The sequence below is a fragment of the Thalassomonas sp. M1454 genome, assembly GCF_007097525.1.
Lineage (GTDB): Bacteria > Pseudomonadota > Gammaproteobacteria > Enterobacterales > Alteromonadaceae > Thalassotalea_A.
Map to the genome: position 1 here is coordinate 88,256 of NZ_VKDD01000007.1, position 24,284 is coordinate 112,539.

The following is a 24,284-nucleotide window of genomic DNA, read 5'->3' on the forward strand; positions in this document are numbered from 1 at the left end:
AATCGCCTATTTATTTGGCTTAAAAACTAAACTAGCTAAGCTTTATGCGTCCAAGCTTGGCTAGTTAATCCACAGGACGAGGAAGAGAACAATGAAAAAAATAATAATATCATCAATGCTTTTAGTTTTATCAGGCTGTGCTACACATGCCCAAATTACCATGCCTACTGTTGAGAATGTTTATCATCAGGAATTTGATAATAAGTCGTTCACATATGACATTCTTTATAGTCAGCCGAAACCAGGTATTTTTTCTGGCGGTGAGCAGCTTGCTTTAGCTCCGCTATCAGAAGTTGAGCTTTCTGTAGCGTCAAGTAAAACGTTGAAAGGATTACCTGAGCTAATTTTCGAACAGTTACCGGCAACAGCAAAGCGTGCTAACGCAGAACAGGCAGATTACCAGGTAATCGTTGAGTTAATTGCTCATGATAAACTAGGGCCTGCTTATGCAGATCATGAAACAATGAAAAGCATGGGGAAAAGCTTAGTTACTCTAGGTTTAGGCTCTTCTGAATATGATATCGTTGCTGACTTTGATGTGACTTACAAATTATCTAGTAAAGGTGAAATCGTTTTTGAAAAAGCCTATAAAGTGAATGAAAGTGTCGACCATGAAAAAGGCAGCTTTGATAGCTTCAACACTTTGGACGAGTTCACTTCACAGCTTCTAGAAAAACACTTTATCTTGACGCTAAATGATTTCTTTAAAGAAGCAACTCAGAAAATTTAAAAATCACCTGCTCCCGCCCCTCATGGGCGGGACATTGTCTCTGCTCAACCTAACTACCCAACAAAATTATACCGTTACACATCCCTTATAATGGAATGAAAAGGAAGTTGGTTTCATAATCATCATAGTCATATCACTAAACACAAGGAGAAAATGACTGTGAGAGAGTTTAACTATGACAAGCACGTTGAAACGCTGTATGCAAATGAAGGTAGGGCTTTAGAAGCCGGTATCGAGCATTACAGAGGATTGACTCCTGGAGGGGAAGTAACGGTTAATCTGAGTCGAGATGAAGCTGCTGTGTGCATAAAAGCTCATGATTTTGGTATTCGAGCCTTGTCAGAGAAAGAGAAGTGCATGGTCGACTACGTTATGTCTTTGATTAAATGGTCACTGCGCAACTAATCAACCAATAGACAGAAAACCTAACGATTAAAAGTAACACAAAGCCTAGACAAAGCTAAATTTGGCAGTCGAATTGCCGTTTGGTGATTTATCTAGGCTTTTTCATTCCAGACCTTTTCAGTAGGCATCTGAAGTTGGGCTGTAGAAATATTGACGTTATATCTAGTTCAACCGCCAGTTCCCTTTTTAGACAAAACTGTACTTGTTGAGACAATAAACAAACTAACTATCAACAAGGACAAAAAATGAAAACAGACAAAAAAATTGCCGCAGGGGCTGGATTAACTGGCGCACTGTTTATTGAAGAAGCTTTACTATGGAGCCTAGACCGGATGTTTGATTTGTTTCTTGTATACAAGGACACGATAACAGTACTAATTTCAAATTTTTAGCATTACCTCTCAAAGATGTGCTTATTTAAATCAATGTCTTTCCACGACTAGCCTTTTGCGAATAAATGAAAACCAAAGCTACTTTTTTGACGAATCTCCTAGGTGCATTAATCTGGTAAACGTTCACATAGGAGGAGCTTGAGTTAATGAATTACGTATCATATTTAAGAGTATCAACCATTAAACAGGGCGAAAGTGGCCTAGGACTTGAAGCTCAAAAACATTCCGTTAAAACCTTTATCGGTTCACAAGACCAGGCGACGTTGCTTGAGGAGTATGTGGAAATAGAATCGGGTAAGAAGAGTGATAGAAAGGTTCTTGATGCAGCGATCAGACACTGCAAATTAACTAACTCAATATTGCTAATAGCTAAGCTTGATCGTTTGACCCGTGACCTTCATTTTCTTACGGGATTGATGAAAGAAAAGATCAAGTTTATAGCATGTGACAATCCACACGCGAATGAGCTGACGGTTCAGCTATTAGCCGTAGTTGCAGAAAACGAAGCAAGGCAAGTATCTGTTAGAACAAAGGCCGCACTGGCCGCAGCAAAAGCAAGGGGGGTTATACTTGGAAATCCTAACCTTGATGAAGTGCGCTGTACAGATACCACAAATGCAAGAAAGACCTTTATTGAAAATACTCAGATCTTCTACGAACACATATACCCAGTCATTACAGACATACAGGGTCGGGGCATCGTTTCGTATCGAGGTATTGCTAGAGAACTTAATCGATTGGGCTTTAAATCGCGAAGAGGCGCTGGCTTCACAGATGTTGTGGTAAAAAAGATAGTAACATCTAACTATTAAGTCGCATAAAAGATGTGCTATCTAAAAGCTTTAAGTACTTCTCGATAGCGCTTTATCTCTTGTTTGGTCATTTTTTACATTGCTTATATATGCCATGAACAACATAAAATAGTAACAGGCATATTTTTGATTTTAAATATGAGGTCAAATAATTTCTTGGTCGTGGAAAGACTTACTATTTTACTTTACAATCGTTTTTAAAGTTTAAATTACTAGTAAAAGCATGGATATGCAGTGAAAATAGTAAATGGAGAACCTCCCAATGCAACAATCCAACTTCGAGTTTCTAAAAGGGGACAAGGATAGTCTTTATAGTATCGCGTTTGTGGTGGAGAAAGCATCGAAACCTAAAGCGACCAATGCAAATAAATAACACGATAAGGCCAACATAATGACCATTACAGAACAACAAAACCAAGCAGAGCCACATCGATATTGGTTTGTGGGTTCAACTTGGGGGTATAACCAAGATCAAACACCTCGATTTATCGAAGATGGTATCTGGGAAAATGGTTACGACCATAAATATACTCAAGTTGTGAAAGGGATGAAAGTTGGCGATCGTATTGCGATTAAATCAACCTACACACGTAAAAAGGACTTACCTTTTACTAGTCGAGGGAATGTAGCTTCGGTAATGGCGATAAAGGCTATCGGTGTTATTACTGGTAACAACAAAGACGGAAAACAAATAGAAGTAGATTGGCAGGAAACTTACGAAAAGCCTAGAGAGTGGTACTTCTTTACCGGTCGTAACACCGTTTGGAAAATAGAGCCCGGTGATTGGGCAGAAGATGCTCTTATCGACTTTACCTTTAATGGCCAAGACCAAGATTATAAGCGCTTCACTAGTCACCCTTTCTGGAAAGAGCGTTTTGGTGACTTGCCTGAAGAAGATATTCGCTTTAAATGGACCGGCTTTTATCATGCAGTTTCTAACGCACTTGGCCAATATCATAATGATCGTAAACCGCTCATTGATTTTACACTTCAACTTGCTGAAAAATATGATCTTTCATATATGAAAGACAAAGAATTAGTCGACATAGATCCATTCACCTTTATGGGTATATTCAACCGAGGTATGACCGACGACAATCGTCAAAAGCTTGCTACGGAAATCGCCTTATTTTTAAATGTTGAAGAAAGCGCGCCAGATTCTTTTGAGGCAATCCCTATTCTAAACAATCAAAAATCATGTTTCTTTTGGGGTTGGGGTGAGCGAGACGATAATGATATTGAAAACTTATGGGAGCTTTTTGAAGTCGCCAAACTATTTGCAGATGAATCTGACTCAACAGATGCAGATCTATTTTGTTCACTTTATACCAAGGTTGCTGCTCAGAAAGGAATACGTTGGAACTTAACCATGGGCTTGTATTGGATACGCCCATGGATCTACCCAACACTAGAAAGTCAGTCACAAGAATATTTATCGTCACTATCAATTCGACCACAATTTAATGGCCCTAAGAAAAGTTGTAGCGGAGAAGATTACCTATTAATACGAGACAATCTATTATTGCGCTTCGCAGAAGATGCCTTCCCAGTTCATTCATTTCCTGAGTTGTCGCTAAATGCATGGCAAAAGCCTACCTTAAAGAAAATTGGCGAAAAGCTAACTTGGAAGAGCGCCGTTCTGTCTCGCGTTAAAGATTTATGCTTAGCCAAAGAATCACCCGATTTTACTCGAGTTGAATTTCAGCAAAATTATCTTGATGAGTTAAAGGCTCTCTTTCCCGACAATAATTCGGCTGAGTTTTCTATTGATAGCAGTATGCAAAAACTGCGTGACGAAGGCGAAATCGAGTTCGTTAAAAGTGGTGAATATTCATGGCTTGGCTTTGATGATGGTGAAATAGACACTGACGAAGCGACTAAAGAAGTAATAATAGAACCCTACGATATTTCTAACATTATTGAAGAGGGCTGCTTTTTAAATCAAGCCACTCTTGACACTTTCTTAGGACGTCTAAAACACAAGAAAAATATCATATTACAGGGGCCACCAGGCACCGGCAAAACTTGGTTAGGCAAAAAACTGGCGTATGCATTAATAGGGCAGAAACAAACCGCTTATATTAAGGCTGTTCAGTTTCATCCAAACCTTTCATATGAAGACTTCATAAAAGGTTGGCGCCCAACAGGGGAAGGCAAGCTTGAACTCTGTGACGGTCCTTTTTTAGAGTTTGTAAAACTCGCCCAACAAAATCCTAGCCAAAAATATGTTGTGGTTATTGAAGAGATTAACCGTGGCAATCCCGCGCAAATTTTTGGTGAAATGTTAACGTTGCTTGAAGCTGATAAACGCACACCGAGTGAAGCGCTAGAGCTGAGTTATCGTAAAGAAGGTGATGAACCTGTTTATATTCCTGGTAACCTCTATGTGATTGGTACCATGAACGTTGCCGATAGATCGCTGGCGTTGGTAGATCTTGCCTTACGAAGGCGTTTTGCCTTCATCAACTTATGCCCTACATTGGGTAAACCATGGCGAGAGTGGGTTCATACAAAAGCTAAAATTGAATATTCTGCTCTAGATAAAATTGAAGCTAAATTAAATAAGCTTAATGATGAGATCGCTGCAGATAGCAGGTTAGGTGTGCAATTTCAGGTTGGGCACAGTTATGTTACTCCAGCTATTAACAGTGATATTAAAGATGCAATGAACTGGTTTACTCAGGTTGTTGAAACAGAGATATTCCCGCTACTAGAGGAATATTGGTACGATGACCCTGCAAAAGCACTCAGTGAAAAAGCGGCATTGTTGAAAGATTTATAATGAGTGAGCTAGCTACATCATCAACAATCGAGGATGAGTCAAACTACAGTGCAGGTATTCCTGTGCAAAACCTTTGGCTGTTAATGCTCTATGCGTCGGAGTTCCGTTACTTAGCTAATGAGTATGCAGGAACTGAATCGATTGATGAAGATGTAGCAAACTTAGTTGCTGATGTACTTTGCAAACAAGTTGAACAAAGGCTTCAGCGCAGCTTAACATACGGCTATAAACATTCGACCAGAGAACTAAATCGTGTTCGCGGGCGAATTAATACTCTAGAGACTTACTCAAAACAGTTACTCCTCAAAGGCAAGGTAAATTGTACTTTTGAAGAGCTATCAGTAGACACACCACGCAACAGGTATATCTGTGCTGCGTTAAGCAAAATGTCTAGCTTGGCGTCAAAAAAATCACTTAAGCTAAATTGCCGCAGACTGCACCAAGCAATGCTGCAACTTGGAGTGTCACCTTTATTCTCTGTGAACTACCATCCTAAAAACGACAGATTTGGTCGCCATGAGTCTGGCGACAAGAAAGTTTTGACTACCGCAGAGCTTGCATTTAACTTAGCTTTGATTAATGAATCTAATGGAAGTAGTGCATACCCAACACCTGATAAGCAAGCACACTGGGTAAGAGCATTATTTGAAAAGGCAGTAGCTGGCTTCTATGCAATTAAGCTTGATAGTGACTGGAAAATTAAACCGGGCAGACAACTAAACTGGCAGATCGATGATGCTACAGATCAAATATCGACACTGATGCCATCGATGAAACTAGATATTTTGCTAGAAAATCAAGCGCTAGCAAAGCGCATAGTAATAGACACTAAGTACACCTCAATCACAATGCAGCGCCAATATGGCGGCGAAAGTTTCAAAAGTGGCTACATTTATCAACTATATACCTACCTCAGATCTCAAGAGATTGAGAGCGACCAGCTCTCTTTGAATGCGACCGGCATGCTATTACACCCATCTGTTGGCGTACAATACAACGAACAAGTTTCGATACAAGGTCATGATATTCTTTTTTGTACTGTAGACCTTACTCAGTCATCAGAAAGTATTAGTGAGCAATTGTTGTTATTGTTAAATCCAGCCTCAACCATAAACGGCAATACGCATGAAGGTAACTTTCAGGGATAGATTATATGTTGCTTGAAGTCTCAACTTTAACAAAATACTGGAATAAGATAATCGGTAAAACGATATCTGTTGAGCTTGATAGTACACAAATATCTGTCACTAAAAATGGAACATTGACGCAAATATCACTAAATGATGTGAGTCATATTGAAGTGAAGGAAGGTTGGTTATCTAGCCAGCTAGTTATTTCAATTGATGATCAACCGCACATAGTGCTAAAAGGCTACAGTAGCACCACTTTAAATGAATTTACTCAGCAGGCGATTCAACACTTAATAGCATTACTCGCAACAAGTGATCGCTGGCACGCCTTTGAGCAATCATTAGATATGCTCAAAAATAGAGAAGTCTATTTATCTAGCTCTGAATGGCAACCTATTGCTGATCTGCATCTACTGGTAACTAAGTTTTCCCGTTTAGGTATTCGGCCAGAAGAACTTACTAATCCACTACAGCAACAAGTATTTCAAAGGGCACAAGCTTTATCAAAACAAGATGTGAGTGAGCTTGGGCGTGAGCTGCATAATCAAATGGTAGTCCCCATTTTATTAGAAAAACATTCAGTCTTTTTCGACACCGTTGAAAAAATGCCTCTTACCGATAAGCAAAGAATCGCTTGTGTAACCAATGACGATCATAACTTGGTAATCGCAGGCGCTGGTACGGGCAAAACTGCCACCTTGGTTGGCAAAGCCGGTTTTCTGGTAGAAGCTAAAATAGCCAAGGCTGAAAATGTGTTAATGCTTGCATTTGGTAACAAAGCCGCGGCCGAAATGAACGAACGCATTAAAGAACGTATACCGACAGTGGGTGAAGAGTTTCAGGCGAGTACATTTCATGCATTAGGTAATGAAATTGTCTCAAATCATATAAGTTATAAAAAAACAGTTACCCCATTTACAGATCAGCGCGCTAAATTTACTCAATTTTTAGATCAGTGCATTGAACAGAAGGCTGAAGAGGATGATCAATACAAGGCTCTACTTGTTCATTATTTTTCCAGCTTAGGAACCCCCGCAAAGTCTCAGTTAGATTTTGAAACAATTGACGATTACCATGAATTTTTATCTAGTTGCCGTTTAGTGACGCTTAATGGTGAATGGGTAAAAAGTGTTGGTGAGTTACGGGTTGCCAACTACTTAGCCTTAAACGGTGTGAAGTATGAGTACGAAGCTAATTATAAGCACAATACCAAGAGTGTCGCGCGCAGGCAGTACCAACCTGACTTTTATTTACCAGAAGCGGATCTTTACATCGAATACGTCGGCCTGAATAAAAACTTTGAAACCGCTCCATTCGTCAACCAAGCACAATATATTGAAGGTTTGGAATGGAAGCGAGAGCTACACCGTTCAAAACGTACCAATTTGGTCGAGTTATATTCATACCAATTGACTGATGGTAGCCTATATAGAAATATTCGACAGGTATTACTTGATTACAATGTTGCAGTAACGAAAACACCATTAGATGAAATTTTTAAAAAATTAAAGCGAGAAAACCAGACGCAGTGGCAAGGTTTTATTGAGTTACTCCAACGCTTTCTTGGCTTATATAAAGAAGGCGGCTTTACCGTTGAGTCGCTTTTAAACGATATAAGTCCTGAAGTTTGTGATATTGAGCGTACCAAAGCGTTCTTGAATATCTTTACCCCTGTATTGGATCGTTATCAAGATCACCTTGAAGAAACAGACACTATTGATTTTAGCGATATGATCGCGTTGGCGGTGGATATCATTGAGCAAGGTAAATTTTTTCATAGCTACAGTCATATTCTTGTTGATGAATTCCAGGATATTTCCAGTGGCCGCGCGAAGCTGTTGAAGGCTTTATTGGCATCTAAGCCTAATATGAGGTTATTTGCTGTAGGTGATGACTGGCAATCTATCTATCGCTTTAATGGGGCTGATATTGCACTATTCACAGAGTTCAGCAAAAGCTTCTCTCCAGCGACTGCGGTTCCTCTCGATAAAACGTTTCGTTTTAACAACAAAATACACAATGTGAGCAGCCAGTTTGTTATGGCTAACCCTGGTCAGCTTAAAAAAACAATAACCACATATGCTGAAGTCGACACACCAGCGTTACGCTTAGTTGATATAAAAAATGATTTGCCTTCCCACAGTATTCTGAGTATTAAAGAACAAAAGCAGTACGCATATTTGCACGCATTACAGCGTACGTTGAACACCTTTAACCGAAGCGCAGAGCAGAAAAGTAAGCGATTATCGGTGCTCATTATAGGGCGATTCCGTCAAGAGAATATGATAATGCTTAATGGCATCGATTTTGATAAACACCCATTTGATAATCTTGATGTGAATTATGTCACTGCTCATGCTAGTAAAGGGTTAGAAGCCGATTATGTTGTTGTTCTTGGCGTAGAGGTAGGCAGCTTCCCATCCTCAAGAGAGAACGATGAATTGATTGACCTAGTTTTGCCAAATAAAGAAAATTTCTTATATGCCGAAGAGCGACGCCTTTTTTATGTGGCACTTACGCGAGCAAAGCATTTTGTTTATGTACTTTTTGACTCCGATCAAGGGAGCCCGTTCTTAACCGAGATTAAAAAGTATGGTAGTAAACTCGTTGAAAACTTACGGGCAGGTTCGTTCGCTAGATGGGACTGTCCAAGCTGTAAGTCAGGTACCCTAAAGCCATTGCAAACTCGCGCCAACAAAACATTTTATAAGTGCTCATTGGCTCCCGCGTGTGAGCAGACTATGAATGCATGTAAATACTGTAACTCCCCAATGCAAACACATGTCGAAGGGTTTAGGTATTGCCTGGGCTGTGGTGAAGTCGAGTTAGGTTGTTTACGATGTGGCATAGGTACCATGGTTGCCAGACTTGAGAATGACCCGAATAGAGAAACTTTCTATGGCTGCAACCGTTTCCGGCGTGGAGCCGACGATTCGTGTGGCGAGAATATAAAAGTGGCTGAGTTTGAACAACGATATGAGGTTGCTAAACAAATGATAATGAACAAAGTCTAATCACGATAATCTTCAATCTATATATTGCTTCAAAAACACTCAATAGTTAGGTAAGTTACTAATAGACAAGTGTTTTGAAAACCAGTTTTCAAACCTTTATCACAAATATAGCTCAATTAAAGGACATGGATTATGAGATTGGCGAAAGCAAGGGTACAAAATTATCGTAGCATTTTGGATACGGGAGAGTTTGAGGTAGAAGCTTTGAAAACAATTCTTGTTGGCCCAAATGAGGCAGGTAAAACCGTGATTTTACAAGCGCTTCAGCATCTAAATAAGCCTAGAGATATAAATGATCTTGAGCCACTAAGGGATTATCCAAGATCTAAATATAATGATATTAGCACCGGTAAAACAACACCTGAGACTGTCACTGTCGTAACCGGGTACTTTGACTTAGATGCCGACGACAAAGCCTTAATACCAGTAGATTTTCATAATTGCCAGTATAAATTAAAGCGTAAGTTGAATAACCAAGCTTACCATTCTTTATTGAATGGCCCGGAACGTCTTAAATACGAGGACTTAAAAAAAACATTGATACGTATGTCATCACATATGGATAAACAATTTGAAGGTGAAAATAAAGAAGAGCGACCGACTGCGTCACTTAACAACATTTGTTCTACTTGGGATGACTCAAAAGTAATTGATGATGAAGCTGAGTCATTATTAGAAAAGTGGTTAAATGAAAATCTTGAATTTGTTGATGAGAGCAACAAAGCTGAAGATGAACGACATACAGAGCTTCTTAAAAAGATAAAATTCAATAAAAAGTATGATGAAGTTCTTTCCATTTTGGATAAAAGGACACCTATTTTTATTCTTTTTAATAATTATTTTAAAGTTAAACCTACTATTCACTTAGCACATTTAGCGCAACGCATAGAGCAAGACATCCTCGATGATGATTATTATGATTATGGTAATCAATGTTTACTGAAGTTATTAGGTTTTACAGCGAAAGAGCTCTCCGACTTAGGAGGTGCAAATAGTCCAAACGCGAATGATGATGTAGGGCTTAAGGAGTATAGAGACAAGCTTGATTCCAGAAGTTACCAATTAAATGCAGCGAGCGTTCAATTAACTAGAGAGATTCAATCAGTTTGGATGCCAAACCCGAATAGACCCGAAGCGGATCGATTAAAGGTTATCGCCGATGGTCAGTACCTTAAGGTGGTGGTTGAAGATGATCTAGGTGTCGAAATTGAATTAGATCAACGTTCTGAGGGGTTTCAATGGTTAGTTTCATTCTTCGTAGTGTTTTTCTCTGAAACAATGGATAAACACGAGAATGCAATTCTTCTATTAGATGAACCAGGTATGAGTCTTCATGCTCTGAAACAGCGTGACTTTAGGGACACTATTTCTAGGCTAGCCGCAAATAATCAAACGCTATTTACCACGCACTCGCCTTTCCTTGTTGGCCCTGGTGAACTTGATATCGTCAGAGTCGTAGAAATGAAAGATAGATCTACAGGAACTAAAGTGCACACCACTCTTTCATCAGAAGACCCTGCTGGACTATTACCTCTGCAGGAGGCTCTAGGGTATGATTTGGCTAGTAGCTTATTTTCACAAAAGAAAAATTTGATTTTAGAAGGGTTAACCGACTACTGGTATATTGATGCAACCGCTGAATTACTCCGAGCATCTACCTCTTCAAATCTTGACAGCAAGATAGCGCTTGTTTTTGCTAACACTGCTGGAAAAGTTGTCTATTACGCCACAATTTTGCATGCGCATAAGCTAAAGGTTGCTGCATTGCTAGATTCAGACGCCGCAGGAGATCAAGCTGCGCAACAAGAAGCTTTAGTACACACTCTTGGCAATAAGAGTATTTTGAGAACCAAAGATTATTGCGCAACACCGAAAGCTGAAATTGAAGACTTGTTAAAAGATACTTTAGTCCAAGTGGCGAATGATGAATTTGGTGTCGATGTATCTAAAACCGTGTTGGCTCAACCGGAGCGTTCCATTGTAAGTATCTTTACTAGTGAAATTGATGGATTTTCGAAATATAAATTAGCTAAAGCATACATACGTTGGACTAGAAGTAATGATGCGAGTGCTTTAACGGAAACCGAGTTAAATTATTGGGGTAAGCTGATCTTGAGTATTAACAAAGCTTTAAAATAAAACTTTGAACTTTATACAATAATAGAGCGGCTTTATTTTTTAAGCCGTTTTTTATTAAGTGAAAGACATTCTCTTACCGAAAGACATTTCCCACACATTCCCCATATGAATTAACGACTGAAAATTTTTGTAAGACATAGACCATTTATTTTATGAGGAGTTATGATTATGGTAGTAAAATCAATGACTTTAGCATTACTATTTGCCTGGCTATAAAATTGACTTGTTACCCCCTAAGCAGCTTAAAAGATTAAAGCAAGCTAGACGCTTGCTTTAAAAGAGATCGAATACATAATCTACATATGGGGTTAACTCTTTACTTCTACACTCAACATAATTGCAGCCTCCTCTGTTTGTCGTTTCTTATTTTGCTTTACCACAGCCACTCTGATTTTTCTTACGTTGTTCATCATCAATGATTTCCAGCTTCGAATTGTTGAGTGTTCAACATCGAACTCTTCAAGCAACTGCTCTTGAGTGATGGCTCCCGTTGTGAAAAGGATGGCAAACGCCACTTGTTCAACTTCGTCATAATTTCGTTTCATTTTTACTACCTCATTTATTATTGGATAGGGCTAAGGTAATAACTTTGATTTGCTGTGTGGGGCAAAAGGAGATGTATTATGGGGTGGTTTTGAGGGTGATGAAATAAGTTTTGCCGCCGGATTATGGCGGCTTTTTAGTTGGGGTAGGGCGGAACATAGTCACGGTTCCTGGTTGTTCTAACTTAGGAGAGCTGCTGTCTTTCATTATCCGCCTAAAGGTAAGTTGCCAGTCAGGGGGAATATATTTACTTGGCATGGCGGCTTCTATCTTGGATGGTTGATACTCTTTGTGAAAAACACAGAGTTCATTTGATCCTTGCATGTTTACTTGCTTGCCGTCGTCACAATGAGCAAGCCTTAGTTTACGCTTGTTACTGTATTTAATTTCAACGAGAGATACGCGACTGACTTTGAACTCATCACTAAAAGGGGGAGAGCTCACGATGTAATGCACCTGCTGCCAATCAACATCCCAAATATTTACCGGCAAGAACCGCATTCTGAAGTGTATATCAAGAAGTAGCTTCGGATATGCTATGAAATCTAGGGAGATATAATATAGTATCGTATGGAGTTGCGATATTACGTTTTCGTAGTTGGCACAGCTTATCCCCATTGGGTAGAAAAAGTCTCCGCCTTTCAACCTGTGATAACACCGCCTATAGTAACTAGAACACTCCGTATGCAACCTAATGAGGTCATGCTCTTTGGGTTGGTTATAAATTTTTATTAACTTATCTTTCATCTCTCCAAAGTAACTCAACCGCGCGCACTGTCAAAAATCAGATGAGTATTATTCTGCTTATTATTCCTCGCAGTATGACGGTGACTCTGCGATAAGGGAGATGTGATGACTTGAATATGTTTCTGCAACTACTTGCAGAGATTGTGTTAAGTAATGCTTGTAGATGACGCAAGGAGGTTAATAACATGCAGATGTTTCAGCGAGAACTTGCTGATTGTCAGTTATGAGTTGGACGCATACTACTATTGTGAGAAGTGCTTCCTGCGAGTCCTTGCTGAACAATGTTATTAATGAATATACTTAGAGGTTGTGGGCAATACTTAATCGAGCCGTTTTTGTTGTGAGACGTACCGCCAAGTTAGCGGTACGTTGTTTAAAATAATGGCCTAGCCAAGAGTTTACAAGTAAAAGTTTTAATAGGAGATGAACTCTCCTATTTATAACTACTTCTCGTCTTCCTCATCAAAAAAGTCATCGTTAGCCGCGGATGCATTAAATTGCTTTTCAAGTTTATCAGCCACGGTTTTTAGATCCTTATGAATGTAGTGTTTGCGCATTACTCTGCTATTTTCTGAGTGTCCACTTACCTTAGAAATTTCTGCGCAAGTAAACCCTTTATCATCCAACTCCGTAATTAAGGTTGTGCGAAAGTCACGAAATTGTAGGTCATCGATTTTTAGTGCTTTGAATATACGTCTAAAACCAGAAGATACGGAGTTCATATTGTATGGGAATATTTTACCTGTGGTAATAGGTAGGCTTTCTATTAAACTTCTAGCCACAGGAGTCACCGCCAATAAATCACGTCCTTCTTTATTGTCTTTTCTGTTTTGGTGTCGAGTAAGTTTGATTATCTTGCCGTCTTCTAAAATATCCGCCTGCTGAAAGCGGCCAATTTGTCCACGACGAGAGCCTTGGCTTATCGCAAACTTCAAAATTTTAGAATAAGGTATCTTAACTCGAGGGCTCTTTTCGAACTTGATGCATTTATTAAGGATCTTCTTGTATTCCTCTTTTGTTACTTTGCGGTCGCGTACAGATGACACATCAATTAGCTTATCTTTTCTTAGCGTTTTTCTCGCCTCTAGGACACATGCATTCGAAGCTTTGATATTGGTCACCGTATAGGCACTGTCTAAAACACTGCTAAGTATTGATAAATACCAAGCAACAGTCGCAGGTCCTCTGCCTTTTTTTTGGGATAGTTCGATCGCCAATTGATAAATATGGTTAGGTGTAAGGTCTTTCACTTTGACTTGAGCAATTGCCGTCTTACTCGTTGTATTGATTAAAGTTGTCTCTGACTCTTTAAGGGATTCACCTTTTGCACTTTTATATGCGTTGAACAACTGTAGTACTGTTTTAGAACAACCTACAATTGGTTCAAGTGGCAATCCTTCATCAAAATTAAACCTAATTGTGACATTCCACTTATAGGCGTCATTTTTACAACTAAAGGTTTTTGAATGTTCTTCAACAACTTTACCATGTTGAGTAATTCGAGTTCTTGCGCGAAAGCTAGTTGCGTTTTTCCCGTGATAAGCCTCTATGTATTGCTTTATTCGTTTTGTAACTGGTGTCATTTCTTTTATCCTGTTTTTTCAACCAGTCACCTATTGTTAGCACTTTTGCTTTTTAGTCTATTATGAAGGGGTCGGGTTAACGTCGTTTTCAGACGATGGAGAGGTCGGAGGAGAGGCAGTGTTTTACGTGATACATAAAACACTGTTGTACGCTATTATTTTTGATCGTTTTTAGTCAGCTCAAGTGCGACGAGAGATTCAGGTTTAATCGATACGTAAATGTTGTGCAAAACTTTAAGATCTTTGTGACCACTGACGGCCGCGACATGAGGGAGAGGGAAGCCTTTTTCTATTAAGCGGCTGCAGCCCTCTCTGCGCAGATCATGGTAGCGTAGTTCTTCAATACCAATATTCCTCACCACTCTTCTAAAGCCTGTAGCCACACTTTTGGGGTTATAAGGAAAAATGTACTTACCACTCTTTGGCTGTTTTTCGATGATTTGCAATGCTCTCCCATTACCGAGTAGCGGTAATAACATATTGTTTCCTTGCTTTTGTGTTGGATGTTTTCTGTCAATCACTTGGATCACGGATCGTTCTGGTATTAGATTTTTCCATTCAAGCTGGCAAAGCTCAGAGACTCTAAGGCAGGTTAAAATCGACATCTCGTACAAGTCGGCATAAGGGATTTTTGTTCTACTTTTCGACTGGTATTTGATCAAGGCTTCTAAAATGAACTCATATTCGTTCTCTTTTAGCCTGCGCTGTCGTTGGTTTGAGCGCGCAATCAGTTGTAAGCGTTTCATTGTTGGGTAGGACTCTATAATAGGTGTGTCGTCAATGTTTATTGCAAACATACTTTTGGTATGAAACAAAACTGTGCGTATAAAAGAAATGTCCATAGCAACAGTTTGTGGTTGTGGCCTGTTAGATGAGCTTAAACGATCGTAACAAAAGTCGATAATATGACTCGAAGATAATTCACATAGTTTTGTTTGCGACAGTCGGTATTTACTTACTTGTAGTAATGAATACTCTGCAGTTCTACCTAAAGGCTTATTCGATTGGTTTACCTTATCGATATATTTTCTAATCAAATCGCCAAACGTTAACTGATTTAATGGGTTTTCTGATTGGGCAACACCATGTTCAATGTCGTGTATGAGATCTTTTGCCCACTTAGTTGCTGCTGACTTGACATTAAACGTTTTAGTTTTGTTGAAAAGCACCTTACCATTTTGTTTGTCTCTGACCGTGACTTGGTAGCGTGTTGTCGTCTTTCTATCTTTAGTGTTCTTTACAACTTTTTTTATGGTAAAATACGCCATTATTTTGCTCCGATACTCTCTGTTTTGGTAGGCCTATTTCGGGCCTGATAGTTAAAAAAGGCCTATTTCGGGCCTGAAAACTGATATTTTTGTGAGTAGTTTGGGTTTTGTTGATTTACAGGGTAGGTTGTTAAAACCCTTTGTTTATAAGGTTTGTAGCCAAAATTGAATAATAAAATTTTTACAGAGAAGCTCTCAGTCGCACCAATGCTTGATTGGACTGACAGACACTGCCGTTATTTTTTACGCCAGTTATCTAGTAATACCGTTATGTATACTGAAATGGTAACTACTGGCGCTATTTTATTTGGTAAAGGTGACTACCTTTCATATAACGATGAAGAGCATCCGGTTGTTTTACAACTTGGTGGTAGTGATCCAAAAGCATTGACTGAGTGTGCAAAAATAGCTGAACAGCATGGTTATGATGCGATTAACATTAATGTTGGCTGTCCATCAGATAGAGTACAAAACGGTAGGTTCGGTGCTTGTTTAATGGCTGAACCTGAGTTGGTTGCTGAATGTGTACAAACTATGCAAAATGCGGTTAATGTGCCGGTAACGGTTAAATCTAGGATCGGTATTGATGATCTTGATAGCTATGAATTTTTGCATAACTTTATTGATGTTGTTGGTAAAGCTGGCTGTGAACACTTTATTGTTCATGCTCGTAAAGCTTGGTTAAGTGGCTTAAGCCCTAAGCAAAATAGAGAGATCCCTCCGCTTGATTACTCTCGAGTTTATCAAATAAAGCAAGACTTCCCGCATTTAGATATTTCGATTAACGGCGGTATTAAAACCTTAAGTGAGAGTCTTGAGCACTTAAACCATATTGATGGAGTAATGATTGGCCGTGAGGTTTATCAGAATCCGTATATGCTCGCGCAAGCTGATCAACTTATATGGGGTGAAGATAAGGCGATTGTTTCTCGTGAACAAGTTATCGATGCTATGTGTGACTATATTGACAGGAATGTAGCCAATGGTGGCCGTGTTTGGCATGTTGTGCGCCATATGTTGGGCTTAACCAACGGCTTACCTGGTGCAAGACGCTACCGTAGGTACTTAAGTGAAAATGCAGGCCGTGAGGGAGCTAACTCTGCGGTACTTAGAGAAGCTTTTGCTTTAACAGGTCCTATGCCAGAGTAGTTAATCTATATAGATTTCAGCTAAAGGAGTACTCGTTACTCCTTTTTTTTTGCAAAAAATTTTAATTAGTTTTAAACCTTTTTCACCTTAACTGCGACTAATAGGCTATTGAACAACAATTTTTAGGCACACCTGCTTGAAATTAACTATTTAGGAGATGTTATGCCAAGTTTAATTATTATGTTATCTATCTTTTTAATACCCGTAACATGTCTATTGGCTAGCTCAGTTATTATTAGCTTTGTTGAATAGTACACACACCATTTAAATTTTATAAATCAGCCATAAGGCTGATTTTTTTTGCCTAAAATTTCTCGTTTTAAATTGATTTTAGTTGTTGTTAGTCAAATTAACCAATCGAGTGGTTAAAAAAGCCAATATCTGGTTGTTGCAAAAATGTTAAAAATACAAGCGTGTTCTTATGGTTGCTTAAAACCCTTTGAAAACAGTTGGTTATGAGTTTTTTAAAAGTTGGCACAGCACTTGTAACGTATAAATCATTATTAGCAGTATTTACTAACACTGTAACCAGGAGAAGAACATGAACACATTAACTATTAAAGCAAAATTATTCGCAGCATTATTAGCAAGCAGCGCAGCAGTAAGCACAACAACACAAGCTGAAGAGCTAGTATCGTTAGAAACAGCAGTTGAAATGTTAGTTTCGCAACAAAGCCATATGGTATTTAACCAAGTACGTAATCATATCGCTAACAGCATTGAGCAAGAAGTTGCTAGCTTTAAAATCGACAGCATGTTTGCAAGTGACAAAGGTGTGCCAACTGTAACGATTAGCGAAATGGATAACACTATTAATATTAACGAAGATGAAGATTCATCTGAAGATTTACCAAAGTAGAGAGGAATTAACCATGGGAATGTTTTCAAGAATTACCGATATTATCAACGCCAACTTAAATAGTTTATTAGAGAAAGCGGAAAATCCAGAAAAAATGATCCGCTTGATCATCCAAGAAATGGAAGAAACGCTAGTTGAAGTAAGATCGGCAGCTGCAAAAAATATTGCAGAAAAGAAAACCCTGTTACGCCAAGTACGTAATGTAGAAACTAAAGTGGCAGACTGGCAAGTAAAGGCTGAACTAGCACTGAGCAAAGGTCGAGATGATTTAGCTCGCAGCGCATTACAGCAAAAAAATACAGCTGCTGGTCAACTTGAAGCTCTACAAGCTGAGCTGAACACGCTAGATGAATTACTCGTTGGCGTACAAGATGATAGTCAACGCTTGCAAGATAAATTATCTGAAGCTAAGCGTCGTCAAGAAAGCATCATCATGCGTCAACAATCTGCTGAGGTTCGTTTAAAAGCTAGAGAAACGATCAATAAAGAAAGTATTGAACGTAGTATTGAAAAATTTGAGCGCTACCAGCAGAAAATTGATGGTCTAGAAGCGCAAGTAGAAGCATATGACTTCACTCAAAATCAGAGCTTAGAAAGTCAGTTTGCCGAGCTTGAAAATGAAGATGCGATTGAGCAAGAACTTGCTCAAATGAAGAAAAAAGTAGCTAACGCTTAGGCGTTAGTGAATAACTAAAAATTGAAGGTATAAATTATGTTTCCTTTTTCAATGATGTTTACCCTTATGTTAGTGCCAGTAGTAACGTTTTTTGTCAGTGCTGGTGTTTATGGTATCGCTCGATCGTTGCAAGCTTAGTAATGAGTAGAGTGTAAATTTAAAAAGAAATATAAATTAATTAGGAGTTAGTCATGAGTAATAGTTACCGCGTAGAGCGCCCATTAGCAAAAGATTTAGTTCACAAAAAAGTATCAGGTGTTTGTGGCGGTATTGCTCGCCACTTTGAACTGCCAAGATTACTTGTTCGAGCTGTTGTTGTCATTGCCGGTTTGATGATGCCAATGGTAACTGTAGTTGCTTATATTGTAGCAGCGCTATTAATGCCAAATCGTCATTAATTATTTGAATTATCGTTAGTTGTTAAATCGTAACTGTAGAGGTAAATATGTCATTTTTTAAAGCGCTTATTTTTGCCATTTTCGCGTCAATATTATTGACCTATATTTTTGGCACCACGTTAATGGAGTGGTTTGAAATAAGCGTATATATGGATGAACATCAAGTAGAGCCGCTAAAAGCATTAAGTATCTCGGCTCTGGTTATGGTGGCATTAATTGTGGCAACACTTGCCATTGTATTAACGGTTTTTGGTACTGTGATCTTTGCTGGCTTGTTAGCTCTTGGCGCTATACTGCTTGTTGGGGTAGGTATCTTTTGGCCAGTAATTTTTATTGCGATTATTATTTGGCTGTGTTTTCGAGAAAAAAGACCCGTACAAGCCTAATTAAATAGGCGCTATATAGCCGTTAGCATCTTGAATATTAACGGCTATAGATACAATTAAGTTATTGAATTAATAATATTTAAGTTAAATGGTTAGCAAAAATTGTATTATTTAGTGCTATTTGCTTATTAACCATTGTCGCAGCTCAATAAATAAGAGATTATTTAACTAATATAACTTTAATAAGTGATTTAGTATGAAAAATAATTTTATTTTAACCTTTCTATTATCTGTACTCTTTTCAAGCTCGGTACTGGCGAGTGAGATCTCAATTAGCGAGCAATACGTTAGAGAAACCATCCCTGGCACCACAATAAGTTCAGCTTATATGTTAATTAAAAATACAGGCGACAAAGATGTAGCGCTTAAGAGTATTACGTCACCTGTTAGTGCAAGAATTGAATTGCATGAACATTTAATGGCCGATGGAATGATGCAAATGCAGCAAGTTGAATCTATTATTGTTAAAGCTAATGATAAAACGGTTCTCCAACCTCACGGTTATCATGTAATGATATTTAATTTAGATGAGCCGTTGATGGCAGGTAGTAGCATAGACATGGCGTTAAAATTTGATAATGGCAAGACAGTAAATATCAAGGTACCAGTGCAAGGTCTTAAGAAAAAAACTCACTCGCATTCGCACAATCATTAAGGGCATATTATGAAATTAAATTTATCACTTAAATCTGGATTGGGGATAACTTCACTAGTTTTCTTCTTGTTCTATTTGTTGGGTGTTTTTTGGAGTTTTGAACCGAGCAGCTTTGACGTTCGCGAAGAAGCTATTACCGCAGCAAAAGTTGATGGTTTTAAGCCAGTTGTCGGTTATACAACAACGACTACTTTGATTAAGGTGTCAGAAACGTTATTAAATAAACCCGGTGGTTATTTGTCTAATGATGTATTACCGCCGTCTGTGCTTCTAGATAATATACCAGCATGGGAGTTTGGCGCTTTAGAGATGGTTCGAGATTTAGCTTTAGCTATGCGTCAGTCTTTTTCTCGTTCGCAATCACAATCATTAGAAAATCAGCATTTAAAGAATGCGCAACCTAAATTTAATATTGATGCTAAAAACTGGGCAATACCAAGTGCTGAAGGTGAGTATGCATCAGCAATTGATGATTTATATAAATACCGACGCGACCTTGCTGATCCGTTAGTTCAAAATGCACAATTTTATGCTCGTACCGATAACCTTAGAGATTGGTTGCGTGAAGTTGAAAAAAGACTAGGTGGTTATTCGCAACGTTTAAGTTCAAGTGTGGGTCGTAATCAACTTAATACAGATTTAGCTGGCGAACGAGATGCAACCCAATCTACCTTTTCTGCATCAGCCGTTATTGTAAAAACTAGTTGGTGGAAAACGGATGACGTTTTTTATGAAGCACGTGGAGCTAGCTGGGCACTACTGCATATGCTACAAGCGATTGAGGTTGATTTTGCTGATGTATTAGAAACCAAAAATGCAACGGTAAGTTTAAGCCAGATTATTCGTGAGTTAGAAGCTACTCAATCAACTGTTTGGAGTCCAATGATTTTAAATGGTAGTGGTTTCGGTACACTTGCTAATCATTCTTTAGTTATGGCTAACTATATATCTCGAGCGAATGCCGCTATAATCGACTTGAGAGAATTACTTAGTCAAGGATAATAATAAAAATGAAAAAATCTGCTGCGTTAATTGCTTCGGCAATGTTGTTAACCTGTGGTTCAGCAAAGGCTGACACTATATTAGGTGTTTATGCTGGCGTTCAAGGGTGGGATATGGCTGCTGAAGGTAGCCATGGTGAGAATAATGATTTAACTGAATATAACTTTGATGATGAAAGCCAAGGTCGTTTTTATGCCGCTTTGGAACATCCAATCCCGTTTATTCCTAACATTAAAATTGCTCATTCAGAAATAGTAACTCAAGGTTTAGAAACAGATAGTGAATTTGTTAACTCATTCATTACTGAAGGTTCTGAAATTGATTTGTCTTATACTGATTACACTCTGTATTACGAAATATTTGATAATGGCCTGTTTTCTTTTGATATCGGTTTAACCGCTAAAGATTTAGATGGTGAATTATTAACGATTGATACATTTGATACAGTAGAAGAAATTATTCCTATGGTTTACGCTTCAACACAAGTATCTATTCCGGGTACTGGTTTAAGTGTATTTGCTGAAGGTAACTTTTTAAGTATTGATGATCATACGTTATTAGATTACCAAGCAGGAATTGCATATGCCTTAATTGATAACATGCTTATTGATGTAACTTTGCAAGCGGGTTACCGCATGGTTGATTTAGAATTAGATGACCTAGATGATGTATACGCTGATCTGCAGTTTGATGGCGCATTTGCTGGTGTAGAAGTTCACTTCTAACTTAACTAGTTAAATAACCTGATTAAAAAGCTTAACATGGCAACATGTTAAGCTTTTTTGCTTTCAGGGGGGGAAGTAATTAAATCAGCAGTAAGCTAGCCCTATAAACAAAATTATGTTTCATCTCTTTAAGTGTAAGCGCTTACATGTTTTAATGATGAGATTATTTAAACAAGTAAAATATTTTAAAGGTCTGCTGATGAACCAACTCAAAACAAAAATAACAGTCGCTACCTCTTTTTTAACCGCAACATTATTGCTATCTGCATGTGCACCAGAAAAAAGTGCCATAGAAGCTGATAGTCAAGCCTCAACAAAATCAGAGCAAGAGAGTCGTTTTAATGGCCTTGAGCAAGATGTTGAAAATATTCTTACGCAATTAACGCTAGAAGAAAAAATTAGCTTAGTCCATGCAAGCGGTAAGTTTCATGTTGATGCGATTGAGCGTCTAGGTGTTCCTGAGTTATGGCTCTCAGATGGTCCTCATGGAGTTCGCCATCAAATAGAAAAATACAGTTGGAGCTCAGCCGAATGGGATGATGACCAGTCAACGTATTTACCACACTTAACTTCGGTTGCTGCTAGCTGGGATTTAAATATGGCAACCATGCATGGCAATGTGTTGGGTAGTGAAGCTAGACATCGTGGTAAAGACATTATACTCGGACCTGGTGTTAACTTAGCTCGACTACCTTTATATGGCCGTAATTTTGAATATATGGGTGAAGACCCAGTATTAGCCGCTAAATTAGTGGTACCTGAAGTAAAAGCAATTCAAAGCCATGACGTTGCCGCTAATGCCAAGCACTATGCCCTTAATACGCAGGAATTAAACCGAATCGGCGTTAATGCCAAACCTGATGAACGTACCTTAAGAGAAGTGTATTTACCTGTATTTGAGTCAGCGGTTAAAGACGGCGGTGTGTACTCAATTATGGGCGCATATAACCAGTACTATGGCACTAATGCTAACCAATCAAAACACTTAGTTATGGATATTCTAAAAGGTGAGTGGGGCTTTGATGGCGTATTGCTTACTGACTGGAATGTTGATATTAATACTCGTGACGCTGCTTTACACGGGCTTGATTTGGAAATGGGCACCAATGTTGACAGTTACGATGACTACTTTCTTGCAAAGCCATTTTTAGAAGAAATTAAAGCGGGCAATATTCCTGTTGCCGTATTAGACGATAAAGTTCGCCGAGTATTACGCTTAATGCACCGCGTTGGTTTGTTTGATGAAAACCGACTACCTGGTGCTCGTAACACTAAAGAGCATCAACAAGCTGCCCGCACTATTGGTGCTAATGGTGTGGTATTACTTAAAAACCAAGATAATGTTTTGCCTTGGGATAAATCTAAAATTAAAAATATTTTAGTACTTGGCCCTAATGCTAATAAAAAGCATGGCCAAGGTGGAGGCTCTTCAGAAGTTAAATCTTTGTATGAAGTAACTCCTCTAGAAGGTTTAAAAAATGAATTTGGTGAGCAAGTAAACATTACTGTTATGCGTGCTCGTTCAAATGAATTATCGCCTATTGCTGCCGATTATGTTGCAAGTAGACATTGGACAGGTACGCCAGCTTGGAATGTTTCGTATTTTAATGATGCTAAGCACACTGAGCTTACTAGCGAGAATTGGATTGTAAACTCAGAATTTAAATCTACTATCGCTGATAAAAATGATTTTATTACCATGAAGGCAGATATAAAGCCTCTTAAAACTGGTGAACATATCCTTAAGCTTAACTCTGATGGCAACATTAAAGTATCGGTAAATGGTGAAGCAGTACTTAGCTTTGACGGCAAAACTAATGAGCAGCTAACTTACCCTATAAACCTAACTGCAGATCAAGTATATAAGTTTGAAATCGAATACGCTGGTAATAAAGAATTTGTATTAGGTTGGGATGCACCGGGTAATTTATTTTCAACTGTTGAAGAATACACCACAGCTGCTAAGCAAGCTGATGCGGTTATTTATTTTGGTGGTTTAAGTCATGGTGATGACCGAGAAGCTATCGACCGCCCTGATATGAAACTACCAAACTCGCAAGATGAAATCATTACTAATTTGCTTAATGCTAATGCCAATACTGTGGTGTTTATGGTGGCAGGATCTGCAGTTGAAATGCCTTGGGCAGAGCAAGCAAAAGCCGTAGTTTGGGGGTGGTATGGTGGCCAAGAAGCCGGTAACGCTTTTGCTGATATTCTAGTCGGCGACGTTAACCCTAGTGGTAAAATGCCTATTACTCTACCTGCCAAGCTAGAACATACAGCGCCTATCGCGCTAAATGACTATAACGCCGTAGAGTCTTTATATTCAGAAGGCGTATTTATAGGGTATCGCTGGTTTGAACAGCAAAATATTAAGCCAACGTTTGAATTTGGCTATGGCCTGTCGTACACCAATTTTGGCTACTCTGATATTAAGCTATCAAACGATGTATTTAATGGCGAAGGCCAGCTTGTAGTCACTGCCAATGTTATCAATACGGGTAAGGTTGCTGGCGCTGAGGTTGTACAACTTTATTTGAATGATGAAGTGGCAAGTGTTGAGCGTCCTGCGAAAGAGCTTAAAGGTTTTGATAAAGTTTTCCTTGAGCCAGGCGAAACTAAGCAAGTTACTATTGCTCTTAATAAGCGTGATTTATCTTTTTGGGATGTTAATAGCAATGATTGGTTAGCTGAAGAAGGTAACTTTAACGTGCTGCTCGGCGCATCTTTATCAGATATTCGTTTACAAAAACAATTTACATATAAAACACAGTAGTTCATTACTGTCTGATATTCGATCAAACTATATGGTTAATTATATGGTTTGATCGATAGTCGGATATAAATTCTCTAACTTATTACCTTTTAAACTACCTACCTCATATTCCT

General features: G+C 38.6%; 21 protein-coding genes. 17 read left to right on the top strand and 4 right to left on the bottom strand.

The genetic code is table 11. The annotated features are described in order from the left end of the window. The first annotated feature begins 91 nt into the window (after window positions 1-91). From FNN08_RS14425 to FNN08_RS14455, 8 genes are all read left to right on the top strand, one after another. On the top strand, window positions 92-730 hold the full coding sequence (locus FNN08_RS14425; RefSeq protein ID WP_143587020.1) for a hypothetical protein: 639 nt from the start codon (window positions 92-94) through the stop codon (window positions 728-730). Window positions 731-883: 153 nt separating this feature from the next. After that, window positions 884-1,135, top strand: a complete 252-nt coding sequence (locus FNN08_RS14430) for a hypothetical protein (protein WP_143587022.1) — start codon at window positions 884-886, stop codon at window positions 1,133-1,135. Window positions 1,136-1,380: 245 nt separating this feature from the next. After that, a complete protein-coding gene (locus FNN08_RS16380; protein ID WP_185962683.1) occupies window positions 1,381-1,527 on the top strand; it encodes a hypothetical protein in 147 nt (48 codons plus the stop codon). Between the two features lie 146 nt (window positions 1,528-1,673). Then, a complete protein-coding gene (locus tag FNN08_RS14435) occupies window positions 1,674-2,339 on the top strand; it encodes a recombinase family protein (RefSeq protein ID WP_143587024.1) in 666 nt (221 codons plus the stop codon). 391 nt (window positions 2,340-2,730) lie between these two features. After that, window positions 2,731-5,121, top strand: coding sequence for an AAA family ATPase (locus FNN08_RS16555; RefSeq protein ID WP_185962684.1), 2,391 nt, complete (start codon window positions 2,731-2,733; stop codon window positions 5,119-5,121). After that, entirely contained in the window at window positions 5,121-6,269 is a 1,149-nt protein-coding gene (mcrC, locus tag FNN08_RS14445; RefSeq protein WP_143587026.1) for a 5-methylcytosine-specific restriction endonuclease system specificity protein McrC, read from the top strand. The genes FNN08_RS16555 and mcrC overlap by 1 nt, the downstream gene beginning before the upstream one ends. 5 nt (window positions 6,270-6,274) lie before the next feature. After that, entirely contained in the window at window positions 6,275-9,265 is a 2,991-nt protein-coding gene (locus tag FNN08_RS14450) for a UvrD-helicase domain-containing protein (protein WP_143587028.1), read from the top strand. 132 nt (window positions 9,266-9,397) lie between these two features. After that, complete coding sequence (locus FNN08_RS14455) at window positions 9,398-11,404, top strand: AAA family ATPase (protein ID WP_143587030.1); 2,007 nt, start codon at window positions 9,398-9,400, stop codon at window positions 11,402-11,404. A 308-nt stretch (window positions 11,405-11,712) separates the two neighbouring features. Here the strand turns inward: FNN08_RS14455 and FNN08_RS14460 are convergent, their stop codons facing one another. The 4 genes from FNN08_RS14460 to FNN08_RS14475 form a co-directional block, all read right to left on the bottom strand. After that, on the bottom strand, window positions 11,713-11,949 hold the full coding sequence (locus tag FNN08_RS14460) for a hypothetical protein (protein ID WP_143587032.1): 237 nt from the start codon (window positions 11,947-11,949) through the stop codon (window positions 11,713-11,715). A 121-nt stretch (window positions 11,950-12,070) separates the two neighbouring features. Further along, window positions 12,071-12,439 (bottom strand): hypothetical protein, encoded by a 369-nt coding sequence (locus tag FNN08_RS14465; RefSeq protein WP_143587034.1) that lies wholly within the window; start codon window positions 12,437-12,439, stop codon window positions 12,071-12,073. A 698-nt stretch (window positions 12,440-13,137) separates the two neighbouring features. Beyond that, window positions 13,138-14,277, bottom strand: a complete 1,140-nt coding sequence (locus FNN08_RS14470; protein ID WP_143587036.1) for a tyrosine-type recombinase/integrase — start codon at window positions 14,275-14,277, stop codon at window positions 13,138-13,140. 155 nt (window positions 14,278-14,432) lie between these two features. Next, window positions 14,433-15,545 (bottom strand): tyrosine-type recombinase/integrase, encoded by a 1,113-nt coding sequence (locus tag FNN08_RS14475; RefSeq protein WP_143587039.1) that lies wholly within the window; start codon window positions 15,543-15,545, stop codon window positions 14,433-14,435. A 165-nt stretch (window positions 15,546-15,710) separates the two neighbouring features. Between FNN08_RS14475 and dusA the strand changes: the two genes are divergently transcribed. From dusA to FNN08_RS14520, 9 genes are all read left to right on the top strand, one after another. Then, on the top strand, window positions 15,711-16,694 hold the full coding sequence (dusA, locus tag FNN08_RS14480; protein WP_260679362.1) for a tRNA dihydrouridine(20/20a) synthase DusA: 984 nt from the start codon (window positions 15,711-15,713) through the stop codon (window positions 16,692-16,694). Window positions 16,695-17,235: 541 nt separating this feature from the next. Continuing rightward, a complete protein-coding gene (locus FNN08_RS14485) occupies window positions 17,236-17,553 on the top strand; it encodes a hypothetical protein (RefSeq protein WP_143587040.1) in 318 nt (105 codons plus the stop codon). Between the two features lie 13 nt (window positions 17,554-17,566). Then, complete coding sequence (pspA, locus tag FNN08_RS14490) at window positions 17,567-18,229, top strand: phage shock protein PspA (protein ID WP_143587042.1); 663 nt, start codon at window positions 17,567-17,569, stop codon at window positions 18,227-18,229. A gap of 191 nt (window positions 18,230-18,420) precedes the next feature. Beyond that, window positions 18,421-18,627 (top strand): PspC domain-containing protein, encoded by a 207-nt coding sequence (locus FNN08_RS14495; RefSeq protein WP_143587044.1) that lies wholly within the window; start codon window positions 18,421-18,423, stop codon window positions 18,625-18,627. A gap of 47 nt (window positions 18,628-18,674) precedes the next feature. Beyond that, window positions 18,675-19,013 (top strand): hypothetical protein, encoded by a 339-nt coding sequence (locus tag FNN08_RS14500; RefSeq protein ID WP_143587046.1) that lies wholly within the window; start codon window positions 18,675-18,677, stop codon window positions 19,011-19,013. 196 nt (window positions 19,014-19,209) lie between these two features. Next, entirely contained in the window at window positions 19,210-19,668 is a 459-nt protein-coding gene (locus FNN08_RS14505; protein ID WP_143587048.1) for a copper chaperone PCu(A)C, read from the top strand. A gap of 9 nt (window positions 19,669-19,677) precedes the next feature. Continuing rightward, on the top strand, window positions 19,678-20,670 hold the full coding sequence (locus FNN08_RS14510) for a DUF2333 family protein (protein ID WP_143587050.1): 993 nt from the start codon (window positions 19,678-19,680) through the stop codon (window positions 20,668-20,670). An 8-nt stretch (window positions 20,671-20,678) separates the two neighbouring features. Continuing rightward, complete coding sequence (locus FNN08_RS14515; RefSeq protein ID WP_143587052.1) at window positions 20,679-21,395, top strand: TIGR04219 family outer membrane beta-barrel protein; 717 nt, start codon at window positions 20,679-20,681, stop codon at window positions 21,393-21,395. Window positions 21,396-21,594: 199 nt separating this feature from the next. After that, window positions 21,595-24,171, top strand: a complete 2,577-nt coding sequence (locus FNN08_RS14520) for a glycoside hydrolase family 3 C-terminal domain-containing protein (protein WP_143587054.1) — start codon at window positions 21,595-21,597, stop codon at window positions 24,169-24,171. Window positions 24,172-24,284: the final 113 nt, after the last annotated feature.